20 protein-coding genes are annotated in these 20,898 nt (G+C 65.6%); 10 read left to right on the top strand and 10 right to left on the bottom strand.

Annotated elements, in window-relative coordinates; all coding sequences use genetic code 11:
* The first annotated feature begins 6 nt into the window (after window positions 1-6).
* The 4 genes from IFT58_RS15435 to IFT58_RS15450 all read left to right on the top strand — a co-directional run bounded on the left by IFT58_RS15435 (window position 7) and on the right by IFT58_RS15450 (window position 4,168).
* Window positions 7-1,170, top strand: a complete 1,164-nt coding sequence (locus IFT58_RS15435) for a COX15/CtaA family protein (RefSeq protein WP_192095905.1) — start codon at window positions 7-9, stop codon at window positions 1,168-1,170.
* Window positions 1,171-1,174: 4 nt separating this feature from the next.
* Window positions 1,175-2,065 carry a heme o synthase gene (cyoE, locus tag IFT58_RS15440; protein WP_192082831.1) on the top strand — a complete coding sequence of 297 codons (891 nt, stop codon included), beginning with the start codon at window positions 1,175-1,177 and terminating at the stop codon, window positions 2,063-2,065.
* A 245-nt stretch (window positions 2,066-2,310) separates the two neighbouring features.
* Complete coding sequence (locus IFT58_RS15445; RefSeq protein WP_192095906.1) at window positions 2,311-3,123, top strand: calcium-binding protein; 813 nt, start codon at window positions 2,311-2,313, stop codon at window positions 3,121-3,123.
* A 289-nt stretch (window positions 3,124-3,412) separates the two neighbouring features.
* Window positions 3,413-4,168 carry a hypothetical protein gene (locus IFT58_RS15450; RefSeq protein WP_192095908.1) on the top strand — a complete coding sequence of 252 codons (756 nt, stop codon included), beginning with the start codon at window positions 3,413-3,415 and terminating at the stop codon, window positions 4,166-4,168.
* A 272-nt stretch (window positions 4,169-4,440) separates the two neighbouring features.
* Here IFT58_RS15450 and IFT58_RS15455 read toward each other — a convergent pair whose 3' ends face one another.
* The 5 genes from IFT58_RS15455 to rpsU all read right to left on the bottom strand — a co-directional run bounded on the left by IFT58_RS15455 (window position 4,441) and on the right by rpsU (window position 9,156).
* Window positions 4,441-5,412, bottom strand: coding sequence for a bile acid:sodium symporter family protein (locus tag IFT58_RS15455; protein ID WP_188325851.1), 972 nt, complete (start codon window positions 5,410-5,412; stop codon window positions 4,441-4,443).
* 33 nt (window positions 5,413-5,445) lie between these two features.
* Window positions 5,446-7,182: a DNA primase gene (gene dnaG, locus IFT58_RS15460; RefSeq protein ID WP_192082833.1), complete on the bottom strand. Its 1,737-nt coding sequence runs from the start codon at window positions 7,180-7,182 to the stop codon at window positions 5,446-5,448.
* 60 nt (window positions 7,183-7,242) lie between these two features.
* Entirely contained in the window at window positions 7,243-8,091 is an 849-nt protein-coding gene (locus IFT58_RS15465; protein ID WP_249405223.1) for a YihY/virulence factor BrkB family protein, read from the bottom strand.
* A gap of 260 nt (window positions 8,092-8,351) precedes the next feature.
* Window positions 8,352-8,798, bottom strand: a complete 447-nt coding sequence (locus tag IFT58_RS15470; protein ID WP_192095910.1) for a GatB/YqeY domain-containing protein — start codon at window positions 8,796-8,798, stop codon at window positions 8,352-8,354.
* Window positions 8,799-8,940: 142 nt separating this feature from the next.
* Window positions 8,941-9,156 (bottom strand): 30S ribosomal protein S21, encoded by a 216-nt coding sequence (gene rpsU, locus IFT58_RS15475; RefSeq protein WP_002808376.1) that lies wholly within the window; start codon window positions 9,154-9,156, stop codon window positions 8,941-8,943.
* Window positions 9,157-9,324: 168 nt separating this feature from the next.
* On the opposite strand from rpsU, the gene tsaD reads away from it, so the two are divergent.
* From tsaD to IFT58_RS15505, 6 genes are all read left to right on the top strand, one after another.
* Window positions 9,325-10,350, top strand: coding sequence for a tRNA (adenosine(37)-N6)-threonylcarbamoyltransferase complex transferase subunit TsaD (gene tsaD / locus IFT58_RS15480; protein ID WP_188325855.1), 1,026 nt, complete (start codon window positions 9,325-9,327; stop codon window positions 10,348-10,350).
* Window positions 10,351-10,366: 16 nt separating this feature from the next.
* Window positions 10,367-10,543, top strand: a complete 177-nt coding sequence (locus IFT58_RS15485) for a hypothetical protein (RefSeq protein WP_192095912.1) — start codon at window positions 10,367-10,369, stop codon at window positions 10,541-10,543.
* Between the two features lie 260 nt (window positions 10,544-10,803).
* Window positions 10,804-11,160, top strand: coding sequence for a dihydroneopterin aldolase (folB, locus tag IFT58_RS15490; protein WP_192082836.1), 357 nt, complete (start codon window positions 10,804-10,806; stop codon window positions 11,158-11,160).
* Window positions 11,161-11,279: 119 nt separating this feature from the next.
* Window positions 11,280-12,542 carry a mechanosensitive ion channel domain-containing protein gene (locus tag IFT58_RS15495; RefSeq protein WP_192095914.1) on the top strand — a complete coding sequence of 421 codons (1,263 nt, stop codon included), beginning with the start codon at window positions 11,280-11,282 and terminating at the stop codon, window positions 12,540-12,542.
* Between the two features lie 141 nt (window positions 12,543-12,683).
* A complete protein-coding gene (locus tag IFT58_RS15500) occupies window positions 12,684-14,858 on the top strand; it encodes a glycoside hydrolase family 3 N-terminal domain-containing protein (RefSeq protein WP_192095916.1) in 2,175 nt (724 codons plus the stop codon).
* A 133-nt stretch (window positions 14,859-14,991) separates the two neighbouring features.
* Window positions 14,992-15,606, top strand: a complete 615-nt coding sequence (locus IFT58_RS15505) for a hypothetical protein (protein WP_192095918.1) — start codon at window positions 14,992-14,994, stop codon at window positions 15,604-15,606.
* A 66-nt stretch (window positions 15,607-15,672) separates the two neighbouring features.
* On the opposite strand, the gene IFT58_RS15510 is transcribed toward IFT58_RS15505, so the two are convergent.
* From IFT58_RS15510 to IFT58_RS15530, 5 genes are all read right to left on the bottom strand, one after another.
* Window positions 15,673-16,827: a PQQ-dependent sugar dehydrogenase gene (locus IFT58_RS15510; RefSeq protein ID WP_192095920.1), complete on the bottom strand. Its 1,155-nt coding sequence runs from the start codon at window positions 16,825-16,827 to the stop codon at window positions 15,673-15,675.
* Window positions 16,828-16,962: 135 nt separating this feature from the next.
* Window positions 16,963-17,307 carry a hypothetical protein gene (locus tag IFT58_RS15515; protein ID WP_188325861.1) on the bottom strand — a complete coding sequence of 115 codons (345 nt, stop codon included), beginning with the start codon at window positions 17,305-17,307 and terminating at the stop codon, window positions 16,963-16,965.
* A gap of 472 nt (window positions 17,308-17,779) precedes the next feature.
* A complete protein-coding gene (locus IFT58_RS15520; protein WP_192082743.1) occupies window positions 17,780-19,084 on the bottom strand; it encodes an amino acid permease in 1,305 nt (434 codons plus the stop codon).
* Window positions 19,081-19,854, bottom strand: coding sequence for a L,D-transpeptidase family protein (locus IFT58_RS15525; RefSeq protein WP_188325863.1), 774 nt, complete (start codon window positions 19,852-19,854; stop codon window positions 19,081-19,083). The genes IFT58_RS15520 and IFT58_RS15525 overlap by 4 nt, the downstream gene beginning before the upstream one ends.
* Window positions 19,855-19,866: 12 nt before the next feature.
* Window positions 19,867-20,715, bottom strand: a complete 849-nt coding sequence (locus IFT58_RS15530; protein ID WP_192095922.1) for a MurR/RpiR family transcriptional regulator — start codon at window positions 20,713-20,715, stop codon at window positions 19,867-19,869.
* Window positions 20,716-20,898: the final 183 nt, after the last annotated feature.

Genomic DNA, 20,898 nt, shown 5'->3' on the forward strand with positions numbered 1-20,898 from the left:
CGTTAGATGAGTCTTTCCACGCGTCCGGCGCTGCACCGCAATTTCCACCGCCTGGCGTGGTTCGCGATGATCATGACCGCGAGCACCATCCTGTTTGGTGCCTTCGTGCGCCTGTCCGATGCCGGACTGAGCTGCCCGGACTGGCCGACCTGCTACGGCCAGGCCACGTGGCCGCAGCACGTGGAAGAAACCATCGGACACCCGGCGGCGGAGATCCGTCCGCTGGAGACGCACAAAGCCTGGCGCGAGCAGGTACATCGCTTCCTCGCCGGCGCGCTGGGCATCGAGATCCTTACCCTGGCCCTGCTGGCCACGCGTCGCCGTCGCCTCGGCAGCACGGCGGTCGTGACCGCCTGCGCACTGGTGGCGGCGGGCATACCGCTGTACATGACCGGCTGGCATGCAACGGCCAGCGTCCTGGCCCTCACCGGTGAGGTGATCCTGCTGATCGCCGCGTTCCGCTGGAGCAACAGCGACCTGGCGCGCGCGGCGGTGCTGACCTTGGCGGTGGTGATCTTCCAGGCGCTGCTCGGCATGTGGACGGTCACCTGGCTGCTCAAGCCGATCGTGGTGATGGGCCACCTGCTGGGGGGCATGCTGATGTTCGCGATGCTGGCCTGGATGGCGTGGCGCGCCACCCACCTGCCCATCACCCTGGCCGAAGCGCCGAAGCTGAAATGGCTGCTGCGCATCGGCATCACCGTGCTGACCGCGCAGATTGCGCTGGGCGGCTGGGTCAGTGCGAACTACGCCGCGCTCGCCTGCGGCGGTGGCAGCCTGTCGCTGGACAATTTCCCGCGCTGTGCCAACCAGTGGTGGCCACAGCAGAACTTCGCCGAAGGCTTCACCCTGTGGCGTGGCATCGGCGTGGATTACGAAGGCGGCATCCTCGACGGAGCATCGCGCATCGCCATCCAGATGGGCCACCGCATGTTCGCCATCGTGGTGGCGCTCTACCTTGTGTGGCTGGGCATCCGCTTGTTCCGCACGCCGAGCATGCGCGGCTGGGCCGTGACGCTGGTCGTGGCACTGATCGCGCAGATCAGCCTGGGCATCGCCAACGTCAAGATGGCGCTGCCGTTGCCGGTGGCCGTGCTGCACAACGGCGGTGCCGTGGTGCTGTTGTTCGTGATGGTCAGCCTGCTGGCCCGACTGCGGGCACCGGACTGACGCCATGGCCAATTATCGTCAGTACTGGGACCTGACCAAGCCGAAGGTCGTCGCCCTCATCGTATTTACCGCGCTGGTCGGCATGGTGCTCGCCATCCCCGGTGTGCCCAGCTGGGAGCAGGTCCGCCTCGGTGCCCTGGGCTTCTTCGGCATCTGGTTGGCGGCGTCGGCAGCGGCGGCCATCAACCAACTGCTGGATGCCAAGATCGACGCACAGATGGCGCGTACGTCATGGCGCCCGCTGGTGGTCGGCAAGGTCAAGCCGTGGCAGGTGCTCGCCTTCGCCGGTGCGCTGATCGTGCTGTCGATGACCATCCTGGTGGTGTGGGTGAATGTCATCACCGCGATCCTCACCTTCGCCTCGCTGATCGGCTACGCGGTGATCTACACCGTGTACCTGAAGCGCGCGACCTCGCAGAACATCGTCATCGGTGGACTGGCCGGCGCGATGCCGCCGATGCTCGGCTGGGCCGCCGTGACCGGCATGCAGACCTCCGCCGACTGGTGGTACTCCGCGCTGCTGGTGCTGATCATCTTCATCTGGACGCCGCCGCATTTCTGGGCGCTGGCGATCTTCCGCCGCGAAGACTACGCCAAGGCGAAGATCCCGATGCTGCCGGTCACCCACGGCGTGGTGCACACCCGCAAGCAGATCCTGGCGTACTCGATCGTGCTCGCCCTCATCTGCGTGCTGCCATATGTGGTCGGCATGAGCGGTCCGTTCTACCTGGGCGGCGCGATCGTGCTCAACGCCGTGTTCCTCTGGTACGCCTGGCGCATGCAGAACCCGCCGGACGAACTGTTCTCGATGAAGATGTTCAACTGGTCGGTGGTCTACCTGATGGCGCTGTTCGCGTTCCTGCTGGTGGACCACTGGATCCTGCCCTGGCTGTAATGCGCTGATCCCGGCGAGGGGTGCTGACGGCCAGCGGCCGTCACTACCGGGAGCCTGCGCGTCGGCCCGGCGCGCGCTGCTGATGCTTCGGCCCTGGTAGCGCCGAGCCACGCTCGGCGGAATGTGTCAGACCGTCCGTGCAGACAGCCGCCGAGCATGGCTCGGCGCAAACGCTTCGATCCTGAATCACGCACACAACGTCGCCACTCCTTGCATCACGACCCGAAGGAAGCGAGGTGGCGCGGATGTCCCGATGGATGCGATTTGGCTGCACTTTGCTGATCAGCTTGCTGCTTGCAAACCGCGCGCTGGCTGACGAATCGATCGCCGCGCAGATCCGGGAGCACGCTGGCGCTCATCGTCTGCTGGTGCTCGGGGAAATGCATGGCACACGCGAAACACCGCAGTTGGTGCAGCAGATCGTGGAGTCCTACGCCCGACAGGGAATTCCCACTCAGTTGGCATTGGAGTTGCCCACCAGCGAGAACGACGCCCTGCGAACCTATCGGCACTCCAAGGGGGACACGGCTGTGCGTAGTGCCCTGCGGGGTACGAAGTACTGGACGGTGGAGTCGCACCTCCATGACGGACGCCGCAGCCACGACATGCTGGACATGATTGAAGCGCTGCGCGTATCGCTCGAGAGTGGAAACGATATCCAGGTCTACGGCATTGACCACGTGCCGTTGCCTGCCGAGAGCGCACCGCCCGGCACGCGCGATGCCGCCATGGCCAACGAACTGCGCGAATGGTATAACGCCTTGCCTGCAAACGCGCGTCTGCTGGTACTGATTGGGAATGTGCACGGCATGCGCAGTCAGCCCAGCATGATTACCTACCCGCCCATGGCCTCACTGCTTGTCGACCTGGATCAGTACAACGTCCGCATCGAGGCGCGCACCGGCGAGTTCTGGGGCTGTCGCGGCTACCGCCGATGCGGAAGCCAACCGATCCCACCCTTTCTGGGCGCATCGCCACGCACCGATGAGGGCTCCGACCGCAGCTACGACCTGTGGGTCTGGCTGCCGCGCTTCACCGTCGCCCGCCTGCTCGACTGAAGGCCAGCGGCCGTCACTACCGGAAGCCTGTTCTGGTAGCGCCGAGCCATGCTCGGCGGAATGTGTCAGGCGTCCCTTCAGTCAATCCCGAGCGGAGCGTGTCGGTGTCCATGACGCTTTGAACTTGGTCGCCCTCCCGCCGCCTGTCGGTGAACTCCGAACGAGTTGCCTGTACTTAGCGCATCCCGTTGTGCAGCATGTAACGGCGGTCGCCGTTTGAAACACTACGCGTTCAAAAAGGCCCGACCCGCAGTAATGCTTGCCGCTTGTGTCTCAACACGGTGGTGACATGAGAACGCTGCTGCTCTACTTGCTATTGCTCGCCCTCTTCCAAAGCAGCCTTGCGCAAGCAGAAGGACCCGAGGGTTCACAGGAGGCGCTCAGCGCATGGCTGACCGAGATCACCATGAACTGGGCGACCACCGCGAACCACGATCTCACTCCTGACCTGAGGCCCGGGGGCGACCCTCTGGTAACGACAGCCATCGAAGCGCTCAACGCACCCGCTGAAGTCAAAGCCCTTCTCCGTGCGCGGATAGCTCGACAGCGCGGCGACGATGTCAGCGCCGCTGCACGCCCCATTCCTGCTGTCGCCTTGTTGTTGTCTCAACTGCCCCGGAAGGTCTTTCCAGACGAGGCACTTCGCCAGCGGCTTGCGCTGCCGCCGGCAGATGTCAGCGGCACCGCACTCGCCAAAGCGAAACTGCTCGATACCTCATGGGCGGGAACACGCATTGGAATCAATGCGACCGGGTTGAGTCGAAGCTTTCTGCTGGATGGGACAAGCTTCATCGAACTCAATGAGGAAGACTATCGACAAAGGAATGGGCAGATCACCCAGTTCGAGGAAGCTCTCAATACCCGAGTCAATGCGTACCCGGCGGCGGCGAGCACGAGGCGTGGCGTGAACGGAGGTGGCATGGCAACGCTCATCTGGGCAACGGACGCAAAGTTCTTCAGTCTGACCTTGGTGACCGACCACGGTGACGCTATCGTGCAGGGCGCCGCGCTATTGAAGCGCATCGCCGAGGGCATTGAGGGCTAGGTCAGCGTTGGGCGTAGCAGCGCCTTGTGTTTCCAGATGCTACTGGAATGATGTTGCTCCAGCTTTGGTAGCGCCGAGCCATGCTCGGCGAAAGTGTCAGAACCTTCATGCAAACAGCCGCCGAGCATGGCTCGGCGCTACCGGGTTATCGGGCTTTTTTGGCGTCGCGCTGGGCGATGATGCTTCGGCTCTGGTAGCGCCGAGCCACGCTCGGCGGAAAGTGTCAGACCGTCCGTGCAGACAGCCGCCGAGCATGGCTCGGCGCTACCGGGTTATCGGGTTTCTCTGGCGTAGCGCTGGGCGATGATGCCGCACACGATCAACTGGATCTGGTGGTAGATCATCACCGGCAGCACGATCGCGCCGAGGCTGCCGCCGGCAAACAGCACCTTGGCGATCGGGATGCCGGTGGCCAGGCTTTTCTTCGAGCCGCAGAACACGATCGCGATCTCGTCTTCGCGACTGAATTTCAGGCGGCGCGCGATGAAGGTGATCAGCGGCATCGCGATGCCCAGGATCACCGCCGCCACCACGGCCACGGTGAACAGTGAAAGCAGCGGGGTCTTCGACCACAGGCCCTCGGTCACCGCTGCACCGAAGGCGGAGTACACCACCAGCAGGATGGTGGCCTGGTCGGTGTAGCGCAGCAGCGCGCGCTGGCGTTCCACCCAGCCGGCGATCCACGGTCGCAGCAGATGGCCGGCCACGAACGGCACCAGCAACTGCAGCATGATGCCGCCGATGGCCTCCAGCGGATTGTGGATGCCGCCCTGCGTACCGGCCAGTGCGGTCAGCAGCAGGGGCGTCAGGAACACGCCAAGGATGGACGACAGCGACGCGCTGCACACGGCTGCCGGCACGTTGCCGCGCGCCATCGAAGTGAACGCGATCGACGACTGCACGGTGGAGGGCAGGGTGCACAGGAACAACACGCCCAGGTACAGCTCCGGCGTCAGCAGCCACCCGGACAGCGGATGGAACAGCAGCCCGATCAACGGGAACAGTACGAACGTGCACGCCAGGATCAGCAGGTGCAGCCGCCAGTGCAGCAGGCCGCCGATCACCGCTTCGCGCGGCAGTCGCGCGCCGTGCAGGAAGAACAGCAGGCCGATCGCTACATTGGTGACATCATCCAGGACCATCGCCGCGGCCCCGGTCATCGGCAGCAGTGAGGCCAGCAGTACGGTGCCGAGCAGGGCGAGGGTGAAGTTGTCCGGTCGCAGTCGCGACCACCAGCGTGTCATGTCGGGCAGGCTCCTTGGCGGGTGCCCACGCGATCAGATGCGCAGGCTGGCGCGGGCCTTGAGCAGCTCGCGCATTTCGAATTTGTCAGTATCGTCCAAGCCGTGTTGTCGCTGCTTGGCGTTAAGGTCTTCGATGCGCTGGAACAACAGCTGCTTCTCCAGCTGACCTACCGCGTCGTGCAGTTCTTCGGTCCACAGGGTTTCATCGCCCGCCATGCTCTGCGCGGCCAGCGTATGCAGCGATGCCTGCTCTTCGCGGCCGTCGAAGTGTTCCAGCAAGGCGCCGGTGCTGATGTCCGGACGCTGCTCGACCAGCGACAGCAACTCCAGCAGCAGCTCCACACCGGGCAGGCGCAGGCCATGGAAATGGTGGCGACCGCCGAGGGACATCGCCAGCGAGGGCTGCTGCAGCAGGATCGCGATCGCGGCGCGCACCAGGCTGCGTTTGGCCACCGGGGCGATCGGACGGCCAGCCAGTCGCGGCTGCGGCACCGCGCGCTGGGCCGCATTGGCACCCAGCCCCGTCACCACCGACAGCTGCTGCTTCATCAGGTCACCGAAGGCGCCATCGGGGATCTGCGCCAGCATCGGCTTGGCCCGCTCAGCCAGGCGCGCCTTGCCGTCCAGCGTGCCCAGGTTGATCTCGCGCGACAGCTCGTCGAAGAAGAACTGCGACAGCGGCGTGGCCGCCTTCAGGCGTGCATCAAAGGCCTCGGCGCCTTCCTTGCGCACGATGGTGTCCGGATCTTCGCCGTCGGGCAGGAACAGGAAAAACGCCTGTCGGCCATCCTTCATGCGCGGCAACACCGATTCCAGCGCCTTCCAGCCCGCGCGGCGTCCAGCGGCGTCGCCATCGAAGCAGAAGAACACATCCGGCGCGTTGCGGAACAGCAGCTCGGCGTGGTCCGGCGTGGTCGCCGTGCCCAGCGTCGCCACCGCCTGGGTGACGCCGAACTGGAACAGCGAGACCACGTCCATGTAGCCCTCGACCACGATCAACCGTTCGATCTTCTGGTTGGCCTGGCGCACCTGCCACAACCCGTACAGCTCGCGCCCCTTGTGGAACAGCGCGGTCTCCGGCGAGTTGAGGTACTTCGGGCCATCGTCTTTTTCGAAGACACGGCCACCAAAGGCGATCACCCTGCCACGGCGGTCGAAGATCGGGAACATCACCCGGTCGCGGAACTTGTCGTAGACATGGCCGCGGTCGTTCTTGGAGAACAGACCGGCGCGGTCCAGCAGCTTCATCCGCCGCTCGTCCTTGCCCAGTGCATCGCGCAGCCCGCTGTAGCCATCCGGCGCATAACCGATCTGGAAGCGCGCGCGGTTCTCTTCGTCGACGCCACGGCCGTCCAGATAGCTGCGTGCCTTCTCGCTGTCTTCCAGATTCTTCTGGAAGAAGCGCGCGGCAGCGTCCAGGGCCGAATACAGTTCGCGCCCCTCATCCTGTTGCTGCGCGCTGCGCGGGTTCTCGTTGCGCGGCACTTCCATGCCGACCCGCTTGGCCAGTTCGTCCACCGCGTCGAGGAACTCGAGGCGGTCGTAATTCATCAGGAAGCTGATCGCCGTGCCATGCGCGCCGCAGCCGAAGCAGTGATAGAACTGCTTGGTCGGGGACACCGTGAACGAGGCCGAGCGTTCGTCATGGAACGGGCAGCGTGCCGCGTATTCCTTGCCTTGGCGCTTCAGGGGAACGCGACTGCCCACCACTTCGACGATGTCGGAGCGGGCAAGCAGGTCGTCGATGAACGCGTCGGGGATGCGGGCCATGGCCACCAGCAGGTGCACGGCCAGGGCGGCCGCGCGGGGCAGAAAGATCAGGCCCCTAGTTTACCTGTTGGCGACGGTCTCGCCCGGCTCTGGCGGTGTGATGCCGGCGGCGACCAGATGGGTACGCGCGCGCAGGCGCTCGTCGATCACCGAGGTCATCACCGCACCCACGAAGAACACCACCATCGCGTAGTAGATCCAGACCAGCGAGATCACCAGCGCGCCCATTGATCCATACGCACTGCCCGGCGCAACCTGGGCGATGTATACGCCGATGCCGTAGCGACCCAAGGCGAACAGCGCCGAGGTGATGGCGCCGCCGATGAAAGCCTGTCGCCACGCCACGCGCCGGTCGGGCAGGTAGTGGTACATGAAGGCGAAGGCCACGGTGTACAGCAACAGGGTGCTGAGGTAACCCAGTGCCGGCAGCAGCGAGGGCAGCTGCGCGAACGCCACCTGCAGCATCGTGGTGGCGGTCATGGAGACGACCAGCAGGAAACCCAGCGCCAGCACCACGCCGAAGGAGAAAACACGCTTGCGCAGCCACGCCGCCAAGCCATCCAGGCGCTCGCCACTGGTGCGGAAGATCAGGTTCAGCGCGTTCTGCAACTGCGCGAAGACCGCGGTGGCACCGATGAACAACAACAACGTGCTCCAGATGCCGGCCAGCGATCCGATGTTGGGCTGGTTGTCGGCGTTCTTCAGCACGGTCTCGGCGACCGTCGCCACGCTGCTGCCGGCCGCCGTTGCGATCTGATCAACCAGCGCCTGCTGTGCGGGCGGATACAGCGATGCGGTCAGCCACAGCAGCAGCACCAGCAGCGGGGCCATCGACAGCAAGGCATAGAACGAGACTGCGGCTGCCTGGCTCAGCACGTCGACTTCGATGAAGCGGTTGATCACCGCCATCGGGAAGCTGCGCTGCAGCCGGTCGACATATTTGCGCAGCGGCGCGGGCACAGGACTGTGCGCGGTGGCGGCGGTGGCGGCGGGGGTGTGGGTCGGATCGGACATGCGGGCTGTTTTACCAGCCGCAGGTCGAAGAAAGGGTGAAGCGTGAAGCGAAGCTAGCGCCGAGCCCTGCTCGGCGGCTTTCCCTTGAAGCGTTCTGACCCTGTCCGCCGAGCATGGCGCGCCACCACCAGGGCAGAAGTGCGCAGGCGTTTACGTCAGCCCGCGAGCTGCTGCTTGACCAGCTTGGACACCAGGCCCATGTCGGCCTGGCCGGCGAGCTTCGGCTTCAGCGCGCCCATCAGCTTGCCGATGTCGGCCGGGCTGGCAGCGCCGGTTTCGGCAACGGCCGCCTGGATCGCCGCGATGATCTCCGCTTCGCCCATCTTGGCCGGCAGGTAGCGCTCGATCACCACCATTTCCTCGCGCTCGATCTGTGCCAGATCTTCGCGGTTGGCGGCTTCGTACTGGCTGATCGAGTCCTTGCGCTGCTTGACCATCTTGTCCAGCACGGCAATGACGGCCACGTCGTCCAGTTCGATACGCTCGTCCACTTCCTTCTGCTGGACGGCAGCCTTGATCAGGCGGACCACACCCAGGGTGTGCTTGTCGCCGCTCTTCATGGCGGCCTTCATGTCGTCGTTGAGCTGCAGCTTCATGCTCATGGGGGCACCTCGTGTGTCGATGGTCGGGCAGATAGGGGCATCGGGAACGGATTCCCGGGAACGCAAAAAGCCGGCGACGCTTGCGCGTGCCGGCTTCAACCTCACCGCGACAGGCAGGACCTGTCGCCATGAGTGCGTCCGATCAGTACAGGCGCTGACGCTTGGTAACGTCGCGCGACGAACGGCGCAGCTGACGCTTTACTGCAGCAGCAGCCTTGCGCTTACGTTCCTGGGTCGGCTTTTCGTAAAACTCGCGCTTACGGGTTTCGGCCAGCACACCGGCCTTTTCGCAAGTGCGCTTGAAGCGGCGAAGAGCAAACTCAAAAGGTTCGTTCTCGCGGACTTTGACGCTGGGCATGGAATCTCCGGACACTGTGTAGAACCGGGTCTATACCCGGCGAGCCGCACATTATAGCGGCGGTTCGATAAACTGCAAGCGCCCCTGCCTGAATACGGGCCGGTTTTCTTGCATCTCAAGGGACTGCATCGCCCCTGAGGAGCACGCAGGGGGCGCATAATACACCACATGAGAGTCCTGGGTATTGAATCTTCGTGCGATGAGACCGGCGTGGCGGTGTATGACACCGACCTGACCGGCATCGAGGCCCTGCGCGCCCACGCGGTGTACAGCCAGATCGCGTTGCACGCCGAGTACGGCGGGGTGGTGCCTGAACTGGCCAGCCGTGACCATGTGCGCAAGTTGCTGCCGCTGATCCGGCAGACGCTGGACGAGGCCGGGATGGGCGTCAACGACATCGACGGGGTGGCCTACACGGCCGGCCCCGGGCTGGTCGGCGCGTTGCTGGTCGGTGCCGGCGTGGCCCGTTCGCTGGCATGGGCATTGGACGTGCCGGCGGTGGGTGTACACCATATGGAAGGCCATCTGCTGGCTCCGCTGATGGAAGACGACCCGCCGCAGGCCCCGTTCGTGGCGCTGCTGGTATCCGGTGGCCATACCCAGCTGGTGGCGGTGGACGCCATCGGCCGGTATCGCTTGCTGGGTGAGACCCTGGACGATGCCGCCGGCGAAGCCTTCGACAAGACCGCCAAGATGATGGGGCTGCCGTATCCGGGCGGTCCGCAGTTGGCCGCGCTGGCCGAACAGGGGCGTCCGGGCGCGTTCCGCTTCTCGCGGCCGATGACCGACCGGCCGGGGCTGGATTTCAGTTTTTCCGGATTGAAGACCCAGGTGCTGCTGGCATGGCGCGACAGCGACCAGACCGAGCAGACCCGTGCCGACATCGCCCGCGGCTTCGAAGACGCGGTGGTGGAAACACTGGTGATCAAATGCGGCCGCGCGCTGGAGGCGGCAGGCACCAATGTCATCGTCGTGGCCGGTGGCGTGGGGGCGAACAAACGCCTGCGCGTGCGCCTGCAGGAGATGGCGTCCAAGCTGGGCGGCCGCGCCTGTTTTCCGCGTCCGGCGCTGTGCACCGACAACGGCGCGATGATCGCCTTCGCCGGCGCGCTGCGGCTGCAGGCCGGCCAGCACACTCCGCCGCGCGTGGACGTCACTCCTCGTTGGGACATGGCGACGCTGCCGGCGGTGTAAGGAAAAGCGGTCGTTGATGAGCATACGTGTGCCGCAGATGGTGCGTGATGCCAACGAGCGCCTGATAGCGCGCTCTTCGTCCTCTACGGCTCCTGCATTACACCCCGGCAACGCCCAGTACCCTGTAGTGCTGACCCGCGACATGATCAACCGGGCTGGCAGGATTGCACTCGGTTCGCTGAAACGCGGCTGATGCAGCGATGGGCGGGCATCTGACCTACGCCAAGCTCGTCAATGACGAAGGTGATATGGCGGGGCATGTCGCATACGCCTGTACAAACGTGACAAGTTGAAGTTCGTCGATCAACCGGTTCCCGACGCTTGACCGTGATGGCCCGGCAGCGCCTGAAATGATCGAATGAGTCCTGGCAGCGGGCTACCCGTTCACGCCCCGTCCCTGCACCCCACGCCCGGTCCCGTTACCATGGCCGCCTCATTCGCTGGGCATCGGGCATGGACAAGGTATTCATCGAAGGGCTGGAAATCGACGCTCTGATCGGTATTTACGATTGGGAGCGCCGCATCCGCCAGACGCTGGTGTTCGACCTGGAAATGGGCTTCGACAACCGCCGCCCGGCTGCCAGCGACAACATCGAGCACACGCTGAACTACAAGGCGGTGAGCAAGCGGCTGGAAGAGTACGTGCGTGCTTCTGACTTCGGCCTGGTGGAAACCCTGGCCGAGCGCTGTGCCGAGATCGTCCTGCAGGAGTTCGATGTGCACTGGCTACGGCTGAAACTCAGCAAGCCCGGTGCCGTACGCGGCGCCCGTGCCGTCGGCGTGATCATCGAGCGCGAACGCGCGCGCTGACGGCCAGTAGTGCCGACCGGTAACGCCGACCGGTAGTGCCGACTTCAGTCGGCACGCAATCTCCCGGCACACACCCCCGACAACCCGAAACACAACTGAAACAGCAGGAGACACAACTGATGGTGGATGCGGTAGTAATCGTGAACTGGCTGGACAAGCTGCAGGATTCCCTGGCGCCCTACCCGGGTGCGTACCTCGGCCTGATGCTGTCGGCGCTGGTGATCGCCGCGTTCGTCGCCAACTGGGTCACCAAGCGCATCCTGCTTCGCGGCCTGCGTCGCCTGATCGCCCGCCTGCCCGGTGCCGATTCCGGCCGTGGCAGCAACGTCATGCGGGTCATCGCGCGCCTGTCCAACGTCGTGCCCAGCCAGGTCATCGCCTCCGGCATCACCTATGTACCGGACCTGCCGGCGGGCTTGGTCGCCTTCATCGTCGCCGCCTGCCAGGCATGGGCGATCCTGACCGTCTCGCTGGCGATATCGCATGGGCTCGACGCCGCCAACGATCTGTACGAGCGTCGGCCGGACGCGCGCAACAAGCCGATCAAGGGTTACCTGCAGGTGGCGAAGATCGTCATCTTCGCCATCGCCGGCCTGGCGATCGTGGCCACCCTCGCCGGTGTCGAGCTGCGCTACCTGGTGACCGGCCTGGGTGCCGCCACCGCGGTCCTCATGCTGGTCTTCCAGGACACCATCCTGTCGTTGGTCGCCAGCGTGCAGATCAGCGGCGACGGCCGGATCCGCCTGGGCGACTGGATCGAAATGCCCAGCCAGAATGCCGATGGCGATGTCATCGATATCGCCCTGCATACGGTCACCGTGCAGAACTGGGACAAGACCATCACCACCATCCCGACCAAGAAGCTGGTGACCGAGTCCTTCAAGAACTGGCGCGGCATGCAGGAGTCCGGTGGACGGCGGATCAAACGCTCGCTGTACCTGGACCAGCACAGTGTCGGCTTCATGGCGCCGGAAGTCCGCACCCGCATCGGCCACTTCGCGCTGCTGGGCGACTACCTGAAGACCAAGGAAGAGGAACTGGCGGCCTGGAATGCCGAGCTTCGCGAACGCGGCGCCGACGAGATCAACAGCCGCCGGGTCACCAATCTGGGCACGTTCCGGGCGTACGTGGACCGCTACCTGCGCAGCCACCCCGGTATCAATACGGACATGACCCTGATGGTGCGCCAGCTGGAGCCGACCACCGAGGGCCTGCCGCTGGAGCTGTACTGCTTCACCCGCAGCACGGCATGGGTGGAATATGAGGGCGTGCAGTCCGACATCTTCGACCATTTGCTGGCGGTACTGCCGGCCTTCGGCCTTCGCGTATTCCAGTCATCCAGCGACGCCATGCTGATGACCGCCCGCGACGCTGCCCGCTGATCGGCCGGGTGCTTTAATCTGACCCCCTGGCCCTGCGGCCAACCGCACAGACCGGGTCCACATGAACGCAGAAGATGCGCACATATGGACCCGATACCGATAGAATGTCGGCACTGAAAACGTTTACATCAAGGACACCCGGTGGCTTCCGAACGTATCGAATCCCTCATTGCACAGATGACCCTGGAAGAAAAAGTGGGTCAGCTGGGCGTGTTCGCCGACATGGTTCGCCCCTTTGCACCGGATGTGAACCCGGAAGCCAACGTGAGCAACGCCGACCAGGTGCTGCAGCAGGTCCGTGAAGGCAAGGTCGGCTCGCTGTTCAACGGCGTGGGCGCCGAACTGGGCCGCCGCATCCAGCAGGTTGCGCTGGAAGAAAGCCGCCTGGGCATTCCGGTGATCCTGGCGGCCGATGTCATCCACGGCATGCGCACCGTGTTCCCGATTCCGCTGGGTGAAGCAGCCAGCTTCGAGCCCGACCTGGCCCGCCGCACCGCGCGTGCCACGGCGGTGGAAGCGACGGCCGCCGGGCTGCACTGGACCTATGCACCGGCGGTGGACATCGCCCGTGACCAGCGCTGGGGCCGTGGTGCGGAAGGCGCGGGCGAAGACGTGGTGCTGGGCTGTGCGTTTGCCGCCGCCCGCGTGCGCGGTTTCCAGGGCGATGACCTGCGTGCCGACGACGCGCTGCTGGCCACGCCGAAGCATTTCGCTGCCTACGGTGCAGTGATGGCGGGCATGGAATACAACATGGTGGACATCTCGCCGCAGACCCTGCGCGACGTGCACCTGCCGCCGTTCAAGGCCGCCTTCGATGCCGGTGCAGTCACCGTGATGTCCTCGTTCAACGACATCAACGGCGTGCCCGCCAGTGCCAATGCGGAGCTGCTGACCGACATCCTGCGCGGTGAGTGGAACTTCCCCGGCGTGGTGATCTCCGATTACACCGCCGACATGGAACTGGTGGCACACGGTTATGCCGCCGACGACCGCGACGCCACGGCCAAGGCATTCACCGCCGGGCTGGACCTGAGCATGCAGAGCGGCTTCTATGCCGAACACCTGCCGGGCCTGGTGGAAAGTGGTGAAGTGCCGATGTCGGTGCTGGACGAAGGGGTGCGTCGCATCCTGTGGCTGAAGGAAACCATCGGCCTGTTCGACAACCCGTACCGTTCGCTGGATCCGGCACGCGAAGCCGATGACGCGCACATCGTGGCCCATGACGCGCTCTCGCGTGATGCGGCGCGCCGCTCCATCGTGCTGCTGAAGAACGAACACTCTGCTTTGCCGCTGCGCAAGACCAGCCAGAAGATCGCGCTGATCGGCCCGTTCGTGCAGGACCGCGAGAACATCGAAGGCTGCTGGACGCTGTTCGGTGACAAGGAACGCTATGTCGACCTGGAAACCGGCGTGCGCGCGGCCATCGCCGACGAAGCGCAGCTGGAAGTGGTGCCGGGTTGTGACCTCGAAGCGGCCGTCAGCGGTGGCATCGAAGCAGCGGTAGCGGCTGCCCTGCGCGCCGACGTGGTGGTGCTGGCCCTGGGCGAACCGCAGCGGTACAGCGGCGAAGCGCAGTCGCGCGTGGAGATCACCCTGCCGCCCGCGCAGCAGGCGCTGGCCGAAGCGGTGGCGATGACCGGCAAGCCGCTGGTGGTGCTGCTGCGCAATGGTCGCGCGCTGGCCCTGCAGGGCGCGGTGCGCAATGCGCAGGCCGTGGCCATCACGTGGTACCTGGGCACGCAGACCGGCCACGCCGTGGCCGATGTGCTGTTCGGTGACTACAACCCGTCCGCACGTCTGCCGGTGAGCTTCCCGCAGGTGTCCGGCCAGCAGCCCTATTTCTACAACCATCCGCGTACCGGCCGTCCGGAACTGCCGACCATGTCGGAGTTCAAGGCACGCTGGCGCGAGATCCCGAACGAGCCGCTGTACCCGTTCGGCCATGGCATCAGCTACACCAGCTTCGCCTACGGCGTACCGCAGCTGAGTGCAGCCCGCCTGGGCTGGGATGACACGCTGACCGTCACCACCACGCTGACCAACACCGGCAGCGTGGCCGGCGAAGAAGTGGTGCAGCTGTACGTGCATGACCGCGTTGCCAGCCGCGTGCGCCCGGTGCGTGAGCTGAAGGATTTCCGCAAGGTCATGCTGCAGCCGGGCGAGTCGGTCGAGGTGGCGTTCACCGTGCACCGTTCGCAGCTGGAGTTCACCGGCCGCGACAATGTGCTGCGTGCGGAGCCGGGGCTGTTCGACCTGTGGGTGTGTGCCTCGGCGATCAGTGGTTCACCGGTGCAGTTCGAGCTGCTCGCGGGCTGACGCGATCAACGCGCCTGCGGGCGCGTTGCACGGGTCTGCCAACACGGCGCACACGCGTCTGCGGCCCGTCATGCATGCCCGGCTCACGTTGGCCGGGCTAGGCTGGTGGTGACCGATTCTGACGGAGTCACCGATGCGCCTGACACGACGTTTCTCATTGCCGTTGCTGCTTGCCAGCCCCTTGCTGCTGGCCGCCTGCAGCCCTTCCGCCGCGCCACCCGCTGCTGACGAAGCCGCGCCGCCGCCGATGACGGGCGCAGCGCCTGCACAGCCTGACACGCCGACGCCCCCGCCGACGACGGCCGCACCCGATGACCGCACTGCGTCTGCCGTGGAGTCCGGGCCCAACGCACCGGCAGACGCCGCAGCGCAGGACGCCGGCCAGGCGCGTACCCGCATCGAGCGGGTGCTCGGGGATGCGGACAGCTATGAACGCGTATTCAAGGCGCTGCAGCAGGGCGTTGCCAGCGAAGACCGTGCCGCGGTCGCCACGCTGATGCGCTATCCCTTGCGTGTCGAAACCGCAGCCGGCAAGCGCGAAATCGCCGATGCCGCTGCGTTCCAGCACGACTACGCACAGATCATCACCAAGCCGGTCGCGCAGGCGATCGCCGCGCAGTCCTTCGACACCGTGTTCGCGAACCAGCAGGGCGTGATGATCGGCAGCGGCCAGGTCTGGTTGAACGGCACCTGCGTGGACCAGGCGTGCAGCCGCAGCGACGTGAAGGTCGTGACCATCCAGGAGTAACGCGCGTCCCGCGAGGGGCGGGGTCGGATCATCTTCGCGCTGCGAAAGGGATCCGACCCCGGTTGCTCAGCCCTTGGGGGTCAGCTTCAGCAGCTTGCCGTCCTTGCCATCTTCCAGGATCCAGACCGCACCGTCAGGTCCCTGCTCGACTTCGCGGATGCGTGCGCCCATGTCGAAGCGCTCCGCCTCACGCGCGTTCTCGCCGTCGAACGTCACGCGCACCAGCGCCTGCGACGACAGGCCGCCGATGAAGCCGCTGCCCTTCCACTGGGGGAACAGGTCGCCGCTGTAGATCATGAAGCCGGCAGGCGAAATCACCGGATTCCAGGTGATCTTCGGCGCCGCGAATTCCGGGCGCGTGCTGTGGTCCGGGATCGGCCGCCCATCGTAATGGTCGCCATTGGAGACGATCGGATACCCGTAGTTCTCACCGCGGGTGATCAGGTTCAACTCGTCGCCGCCGGCCGGGCCCATCTCGTGCACCCACAGCTTGCCGCTGCCGTCGAAGGCGATGCCCAGCATGTTGCGGTGGCCCAGCGACCACACCTGCGCCGCGACGCCACCCTGCGAAACGAACGGGTTGTCTGCCGGCACACTGCCGTCGTCGTTCAACCGGATCAGCTTGCCGAGATTGCTCTTCATGTCCTGTGCGGGATCGAACTTCTGCCGCTCGCTGGAGGTGATCCAGAGCTTGCCATCCGGGCCGAACGCAATGCGGTGGCCGTAGTGGCCGTTGCCGCTGACCTTCGCATCCTGCCGCCAGATCACCGACAGGTCCTGCAGCGTGCCACCGCCGTTGCCATCGAGTACCAGCTTGGCACGCGCCACGGCCGCACCGCGCGTATCGTTGCTGCCCTGTTCGGCGTAGCTCAGATACACCAGCTGGTTACTGGCAAACGCGGGATGCAGCACGACATCGCCGAAGCCGCCCTGGCCGCCATAGGCCACTTTCGGCCCGCCATTGATTTCGTGCTTCTGCTTGGTGGCGATATCGAAGTGCTGCAGGCGGCCACCTTTCTCGGTCACCAGCAGGCTGCCGTCGGGCAGGAAGGCCATGGCCCACGGCTCATCGAAGCGGGCGAACTCCGTGCTGTTGAACGCGGCCTGTGTCTTCGGTGTCGCGGCGGGGGCCGGTGCATCGGGTGCCGCCGCACTGCAGGCGGTAGTGACGAACACCGGCGTCAAGCCGATGGCGAGGGTGAGAAGCAACTTACGGGTCATGGGTATCTCCAGACGGGGACGCGGATGGCCAACCCCTTCTGTATACCATCCCCGTCGTGCACACCGTGCGCGGCGCGGAAACGACGATGCGCCCACTGAGGGGCGCATCGGGGATCCATCATGTCTCAGCCGTGATCAGAGGCCGCGCTTCGGATCCTTGCCCAGCCGCGGATCGGCCAGCAATGCATCTTCCCAGCCACGCTTCACGGCATGCTGCGCCTGCAGCCATTCCAGGCGGCTCTCTCCGCGCTCGGCGGCCCAGCGCGTTTCCAGCTCACGCTCAACCTCTTCGTAGGCACGGATGACATCCTGTGCCCGCGACTGATGGCCGAGGCGGTAGGCGGGCTCGTACTCATCAAACGCCGAGTTGGCATCGAAGTACGGCTCGCTCGGATAGCGCTCACGCCAGTAAGTGGAGAACGTGTCGCGCTGCACACCGTCGTCCGGCACACGGCCGGGGATCTGATAATCGGGGCTCATTGGGTGGGCTCCGTCTTGGTCATGAGTGAGGCTCCATCATGGCCGAGCGGCGGTTAACGCCCCGGGCCCACGGCGTGAGCGCAACGTGCAGCTGACAGGTTGTGGCTTGCGCCCATGCTGCTCATGCCACCCCCGCCACCACCCCCGCTCTGGTAGAGCCGACTTCAGTCGGCTGCTCTTGCCCCCGCTCTGGTAGAGCTGACTTCAGTCGGCTGCTCTTGCCCCCGCTCTGGTAGAGCCGACTTCAGTCGGCTGCTCTTGCTCTCGCTCTGGTAGAGCCGACTTTAGTCGGCTGCTCTTGCGCGAAATGCAGCCGACTGAAGTCGGCTCTACCAGGCTGATGCAGCCGACTGAAGTCGGCTCTACCAGGCTGACGCAGCCGACTGAAGTCGGCTCTACCAGGCTGACGCAGCCGACTGAAGTCGGCTCTACCGAGCTGACGCAGCCGGGCGCGTCATGGGTACCGCGTGGGTTACTGCTCCGCTTTGCGTGGGAACAGATAGATCACCGCGCCCACCGCGAATGCGGCCAGCGCGGCCAGGATGTTCGCCCAGCTCGCGCTGGCAAACAGCGCCAGGCACAGCACCAGCGCCAGCACCGGGATCACGGGGCCGCCCGGCAGCTTCAACGCACCGGGACGGTCAGCAAAGCGCTTCGCCAGGACCAGCACGGCGGCAGCGGTCCCGATGTAGGCAAACAGACGCGTCGTCATCGACAGCAGCGCCAACTGCACGAACGAACCACTCAACGCCAACGCCAACGAAATCAGGCCCTGGCACAGGATCGCCGCCGCAGGCGTGCGGAAACGTGGATGCACCTGCGCCAGCACCTTGGGGCCGTAGCCATCGGCCGCCAACGCATACAGGAAGCGCGGCCCCATCATCATCGTGTTGCTGTTCGTGCCCAGGATCGAGATCGTCGCCCCCACGGTCAGGATCAGGGCCAGTGCCTCGCCACCGAAGCCGGCCGCCGCATCGGCAAGCGGCGTCGCAGACCCCGCCAGACCTACCAGCGTGCCCTGCGCCACGATCTGTACCGCTGCATAGATGACGGTGACGGTGATGATCATGGTGATCAGAGCGAACGGGATGTCACGCCGCGGGTTGCGATACTCACCCGCGGCGGCCGGGATGTTCTCGAATCCGGCGTACGCGTACAGCAGCAACAGCGCCGCTTCGCCCATCCGCTGCAGGTCATGCGGGTCCGGGCGCTGACCGGAGAAGGCGAGCTGCGGATCGATGTAGAACGCGCCGATGGCCACGAACAACACCAGCGGCACCAGCTTGCCGATCACCAGCACCACGCCGGTACGCGCGGCAGAACGCACGCCGATGATGTTGATCCCGGTCAGGAAGGCCAGCGACAGCACGATCACCGCGATGCGCCCGCCGCCACTGCCGGCCATGGGCCAGAAGCGGGCCACGGCATCGGCCAGCGCGTTGCTCAGGGCAGCAGCCGAACTGATGCGGGTCAGCCAGATCATCCAGCCGATCTCGAAGCCGGCGAACCGGCCGAAGGCCTCGCGTGCGTACAGATAGCTGCCGCCGGGTTCGTCGAAGTAACTCGCGGCCTGCGCGTAGCACAGCACCAGCAGGGCCACGACCACGCCTGCAGCGAGTACGCCCCACAGGCTGAACGGGCCGAGCAGCAGTACCGTCGCAGCGGGCAGCAGGTAGATGCCGCTGCCGATGACATCGTTGATGGACAGGCCAACGATCTGCCAGCGACTGACCGCGCGCTGCAGGCTCGGGGTGGGTTCGGTATCGGCCGCGCTCACGGTTGCGCCTTGGCGATGGGCGGCAACGCAGGCAGTTGCCACGCGTCCTGCAGGCGCGCATACGCGGCGCGGGGCAACAGCACGAAGCGCGGTGACTGTCGCGGGTCCAGCCAGGCCAGCAGCGCCTGCATGTGTGCCGCGGTCATGGCCGTGCAGCCGGCCGTCGCCTCACCGGGCGTGCGCCACAGGTGGGCGAAGATGCAGCTGCCCTGGCCGGGCACGTTGCGCGGGTTATGCGCGATCACGAATCCCTGCTGATAGCGGATGTCGCCGTTCTTGTGCAGGTCCAGGCGCATCGGCTCGGTGGAGCCTTCCACCGCATCTGCGCCCACGGTGTCTGCATCGACGATGCGGTTGTAGTACGGCGAGTCGGGCACGTCCATGCAGTAGCTGCTCTCGCGCATCGGCTGCCACGGCCACCTCGTATCGGCCTGCGCGGCGTAGCCGAAGGCGGTACCCAGCGCGAACACACCAGCAGGACTGCGACCATCGCCTTCGCGCTTCTGGGGGGCCGTCGTGTCGATGTCTGCGTCATGCAGGCCGAGGCCCCACGCGCTGCCACTGCGGCCCAACGCGACGTCGAACGGTGCACCCTCTGCCTTCCATCCGCTGCGGGTGCGCGCGTACGCCTGCAGGCGCCCCTGTGTGCTGTCCCACCCCTCGCTGGTCACCACCACGAGCTGATCGGCGCCGTGCAACGGCGTGCCGGCGACAACGGGACCGGCCAGCGACAGCGCCGCGATGGTCAGGCAACGCAACAGCGACTTCATGGGCAGCTCCGGTCAGGTATCCAGCAGGTGTTCGATGCGTTCCAGGTTGACCGCCAACTGGCGGTTGCGGTCCGGATTGGCCTCGCACAACAGCACGAAAACAAAATCCAGCAGCGACTGCAAGGAAGAACGGTACAGCACCTGCGCCACGTGCGCCGCGCGATCTTCCGCGCAGACGGCAAGCGACGCATCGGCATGGGCGCGCAAGGGGTTGGCGGTGTGCCGGGTGATCGATACCACCTTGCCGCCGACATCCTGGAACTGGCGCGACAGCATCGACAACTGGGGCAGCTTGCCGAACTCGGAGAACACCAGCATCACATCGCCCGGACGGGCCGCGGAGAGGTTGGCGAGCATCAGGATGGGATCGGCGTGGTGCACCACCAACATGCCCAGCAGCGACAGGCGCATCGCGAACTCGCGGGCATACAGGCCGTCATCGCCCAGCCCGTAGACGAACAGCTTGGGCGCCGCGTCGATCAGGGCGACGATGCGCTCGACATCGGACTGCGGGTTGGCCGCGCGCGTTTCGTCTTCGGCGGCGGCCTTGCTGGCCTGCAGCGCCTGCGCGATGCGGGTGTAGCCGTCCACGCCGCTGGCCACGGTGGGCGCCGGTGAGGCTGGCGCACCGCTGCGGGCGATGTCCTGGCCGATGGAGTACTTGAGGTCCGGATACCCCTTGAAGCCAAGCTTCTGCGCGAACTTCACCACACTGGACTGGCTGATGCCCAGCGCGCTGGCCAGCTGCTGCGAGGAGTAGTCGCGCAGCAGGTGGGCGTTGTCGAGGATGAAATCCGCGATGCGCCGCTCGATCGCCGACATCTGCCCACGTTCGGCGCGGATTTTCAGCAGCGGTGGCATGCAGCATCCAACACGTCGCGTAGCGCCGAGCCACGCTCGGCGGCGTTTCGGTCAGGCATCGCGGTGGTTCCCGCCGAGCGTGGCTCGGCGCTACCTGAGCGGTCGCTCGGCGTCTCGCGTAGCGCCGAGCCATGCTCGGCGGCGTTTCGGTCAGGCATCGCGGTGGTTCCCGCCGTGCGCGGT

It is taken from the genome of Stenotrophomonas sp. CFBP 13718 (assembly GCF_014842145.1).
Taxonomy (GTDB): domain Bacteria; phylum Pseudomonadota; class Gammaproteobacteria; order Xanthomonadales; family Xanthomonadaceae; genus Stenotrophomonas.

What these genes read in the sequence shown, in the direction of transcription:
- IFT58_RS15525 (WP_188325863.1), bottom strand. Translation starts at nt 19,854, where the DNA reads ATGAAGTCGCTGTTGCGTTGCCTGACCATCGCGGCGCTGTCGCTGGCC.
- IFT58_RS15505 (WP_192095918.1), top strand. Translation starts at nt 14,992, where the DNA reads ATGCGCCTGACACGACGTTTCTCATTGCCGTTGCTGCTTGCCAGCCCC.
- IFT58_RS15485 (WP_192095912.1), top strand. Translation starts at nt 10,367, where the DNA reads ATGAGCATACGTGTGCCGCAGATGGTGCGTGATGCCAACGAGCGCCTG.
- IFT58_RS15450 (WP_192095908.1), top strand. Translation starts at nt 3,413, where the DNA reads ATGAGAACGCTGCTGCTCTACTTGCTATTGCTCGCCCTCTTCCAAAGC.
- IFT58_RS15530 (WP_192095922.1), bottom strand. Translation starts at nt 20,715, where the DNA reads ATGCCACCGCTGCTGAAAATCCGCGCCGAACGTGGGCAGATGTCGGCG.
- tsaD (WP_188325855.1), top strand. Translation starts at nt 9,325, where the DNA reads ATGAGAGTCCTGGGTATTGAATCTTCGTGCGATGAGACCGGCGTGGCG.
- IFT58_RS15445 (WP_192095906.1), top strand. Translation starts at nt 2,311, where the DNA reads ATGTCCCGATGGATGCGATTTGGCTGCACTTTGCTGATCAGCTTGCTG.
- IFT58_RS15515 (WP_188325861.1), bottom strand. Translation starts at nt 17,307, where the DNA reads ATGAGCCCCGATTATCAGATCCCCGGCCGTGTGCCGGACGACGGTGTG.
- IFT58_RS15495 (WP_192095914.1), top strand. Translation starts at nt 11,280, where the DNA reads ATGGTGGATGCGGTAGTAATCGTGAACTGGCTGGACAAGCTGCAGGAT.
- IFT58_RS15435 (WP_192095905.1), top strand. Translation starts at nt 7, where the DNA reads ATGAGTCTTTCCACGCGTCCGGCGCTGCACCGCAATTTCCACCGCCTG.
- rpsU (WP_002808376.1), bottom strand. Translation starts at nt 9,156, where the DNA reads ATGCCCAGCGTCAAAGTCCGCGAGAACGAACCTTTTGAGTTTGCTCTT.
- folB (WP_192082836.1), top strand. Translation starts at nt 10,804, where the DNA reads ATGGACAAGGTATTCATCGAAGGGCTGGAAATCGACGCTCTGATCGGT.
- cyoE (WP_192082831.1), top strand. Translation starts at nt 1,175, where the DNA reads ATGGCCAATTATCGTCAGTACTGGGACCTGACCAAGCCGAAGGTCGTC.
- IFT58_RS15455 (WP_188325851.1), bottom strand. Translation starts at nt 5,412, where the DNA reads ATGACACGCTGGTGGTCGCGACTGCGACCGGACAACTTCACCCTCGCC.
- IFT58_RS15465 (WP_249405223.1), bottom strand. Translation starts at nt 8,091, where the DNA reads ATGGCGGTGATCAACCGCTTCATCGAAGTCGACGTGCTGAGCCAGGCA.
- IFT58_RS15470 (WP_192095910.1), bottom strand. Translation starts at nt 8,798, where the DNA reads ATGAGCATGAAGCTGCAGCTCAACGACGACATGAAGGCCGCCATGAAG.
- dnaG (WP_192082833.1), bottom strand. Translation starts at nt 7,182, where the DNA reads ATGGCCCGCATCCCCGACGCGTTCATCGACGACCTGCTTGCCCGCTCC.
- IFT58_RS15510 (WP_192095920.1), bottom strand. Translation starts at nt 16,827, where the DNA reads ATGACCCGTAAGTTGCTTCTCACCCTCGCCATCGGCTTGACGCCGGTG.